General features: G+C 74.9%; 2 protein-coding genes. Both read left to right on the forward strand.

The window, feature by feature from the left end; genetic code table 11:
- The first annotated feature begins 117 nt into the window (after nucleotides 1–117).
- Nucleotides 118–1,617 carry a helicase HerA-like domain-containing protein gene (locus LFA75_RS00150; RefSeq protein WP_225231759.1) on the forward strand — a complete coding sequence of 500 codons (1,500 nt, stop codon included), beginning with the start codon at nucleotides 118–120 and terminating at the stop codon, nucleotides 1,615–1,617.
- A 216-nt stretch (nucleotides 1,618–1,833) separates the two neighbouring features.
- On the forward strand, nucleotides 1,834–2,496 hold the full coding sequence (gene yczE / locus LFA75_RS00155) for a membrane protein YczE (protein ID WP_225231760.1): 663 nt from the start codon (nucleotides 1,834–1,836) through the stop codon (nucleotides 2,494–2,496).
- Nucleotides 2,497–2,630: the final 134 nt, after the last annotated feature.

Genomic DNA, 2,630 nt, shown 5'->3' on the forward strand with positions numbered 1-2,630 from the left:
CCCCCGAGGTCGACCGCGCCGCCGAGCAGGCCGCGCCGTCCAGCTCGGGCTACGCACCGCCGTCACCGACCCCCGAGGTCGACCGCGCCGCCCGCGACCAGGGCTGACCGGCCCCCGGTGAGCGCACCCCTCGAGGACACCGCCGACGACGTCGCCACCGGCATCGCGGCGGGCTACGCGTTCACCGGGCCGGCGCTGGACCTCGGCTCGGTGGTGCACGGCGGCGCGCCGCACCCCGACGCCCAGGTCCGGGTACCGCTGTCGATGATGACCCAGCACGGCCTGATCGCCGGGGCCACCGGCACCGGCAAGACCAAGACGCTCCAGCTGCTGGCGGAGCAGCTGTCGGCCCAGGGCGTGCCGGTCGTGCTCGCCGACGTCAAGGGCGACCTCACCGGGCTGTCCCGGCCCGGCGAGCCCGGTGACCGGATCACCGCCCGGGCCACCGGCACCGCCGACGCCTGGACGGCGACCGGGTACCCGGTGGAGTACCTGGCCCTCGGCGGGCTGGGCACCGGCGTCCCGGTGCGGTCGACCATCACCTCCTTCGGCCCGGTGCTGCTCAGCAAGGTCATGGGGCTGAACAAGACCCAGGAGAGCTCGCTGGGCCTGGTCTTCCACTACGCCGACGCCGCCGGGCTGCCGCTGCTGGACCTCAAGGACCTGCGGTCGGTCATCTCCTGGCTGGTCAGCGACGAGGGCAAGGCCGACCTGCAGGGCCTGGGCGGGCTGAGCAAGGCCACCGCGGGGGTGATCCTGCGCGAGCTGATCGCGCTGGACGACCTGGGCGGCGACGTGTTCTTCGGCGAGCCCGAGTGGGACACCGCCGACCTCATGCGCACCGCCCCGGACGGCCGGGGCGTGATCAGCTCCGTCGAGCTGTCCGCGGTGCAGGACCGCCCGGCGCTGTTCTCCACCTTCCTCATGTGGCTGCTGGCCGACCTGTTCGAGGACCTGCCCGAGGTCGGCGAGGTCGACAAGCCCAAGCTGGTGTTCTTCTTCGACGAGGCCCACCTGCTGTTCACCGGGGCGAGCACCGCGTTCCTGGACTCGGTCACCCAGACGGTGCGGCTGATCAGGTCCAAGGGGGTCGGCGTCTTCTTCGTGACCCAGAACCCGACCGACGTGCCGACCGCGGTGCTGGGCCAGCTGGGCAACCGGGTGCAGCACGCCCTGCGCGCGTTCACCCCCGACGACGCCACGGCGCTGAAGAAGACCGTGAAGACCTACCCGAAGTCCGACGCCTACGACATCGCCGAGACCCTGACCTCGCTGGGCACCGGCGAGGCGATCGTGACCGTGCTGTCCGAGCGCGGGGCACCGACGCCGGTGGCGTGGACGATGCTGCGGGCGCCCCGGTCCTTCATGGGCGCCGTGGAGCCCGCGCAGCTGCAGGCCGCGGTCGCCGCCTCCGCGCTGCTCCCCCGCTACGGCGCCGCGGTGGACCGCGAGTCGGCCTACGAGCGGCTGGCCACCCGGCTGGCCCCGCCGCCCACGGCCCCGACCCCGGCGCCGGCCGTGCGGGTGGGGGACGTCGGAGGAGGTCCCGCGCGCACCGGTCCCCGCGAGGGGGACAGCGGCCGGCCGCGTCAGGCGGCGGGGACCTCGGGACTGTGACTGGGGGGCTCGCTGCGCATGCGTGCCACCTCCCGTCCCGTCGGGCCCCGGTGCGGGCCGTCGTCCATGGTGACACGCCCGGGCCGGGAACAGCACGCACGGCAGGGGTCGGTGCGGTGAACACCACTCGCCCGGGGCCCCCGGCCCGGTGGACTGCTGTCCACCGGCCGGAGTGGACTGCTCCCGACGCGGGTGGACCGCGGCAGGCTGGCGCACGTGTCCACGCCGCCGTCGCCGTCGCTGAGCCCCCTCCAGCAGTTGCGCACCGGCCGGATGCCCCGACGGCTGGTCCAGCTCTACGCCGGGCTGGCCCTCTACGGGTTCTCCATGGCGATGGTGCTCCGCGCCGATCTCGGGCTGGACCCCTGGGACGTGCTGCACCAGGGCCTGGCCGAGCAGCTGGGCTGGTCCTTCGGCACGGTCGTCATCGTGGTCGGCGCGCTGGTGCTGCTGCTGTGGGTGCCGCTGCGCCAGTGGCCGGGGCTGGGCACGGTGAGCAACGTCGTGGTCATCGGCCTGACGGTGGACGCCGGCCTCGCGGTGCTGCCGCCGGTGGAGTCCCTGCCGCTGCGGGTCGGGCTGCTCCTCGGCGGCGTGGTGCTCAACGGGCTGGCCGGGGCGACCTACCTGGCCAGCGAGTTCGGCGCCGGACCACGGGACGGCCTGATGACCGGCCTGGTCGCGCGCACCGGCCGCAGCGTGCGGTTGGTCCGCACCTGCCTGGAGGTCACCGTGCTGGGCGTCGGGCTGCTGCTCGGCGGCACGGTCGGCATCGGGACGGTGCTCTACGCGGTGGCCATCGGTCCGCTGGTCCAGCTGTTCCTGCCGCTGGTCGCCGTCCGCCGGCGGGCCGCGGACCGGGAGGCCCAGCCCGCCTGACCGGGCTCAAGCACCCGGCCACGGTGGTCGATCACCGGGAGGACTCCCCGCCCCGGCCAGCCCGTTGAGCACCACGCCGCCGAGGAGCAGCCCGACCCGCAGCGGCAGGGACTCCACCGGCGGCAGCACCGCGA

The sequence above is a fragment of the Klenkia terrae genome, from assembly GCF_900491935.1.
In the GTDB taxonomy this organism is placed as follows: domain Bacteria; phylum Actinomycetota; class Actinomycetes; order Mycobacteriales; family Geodermatophilaceae; genus Klenkia; species Klenkia terrae.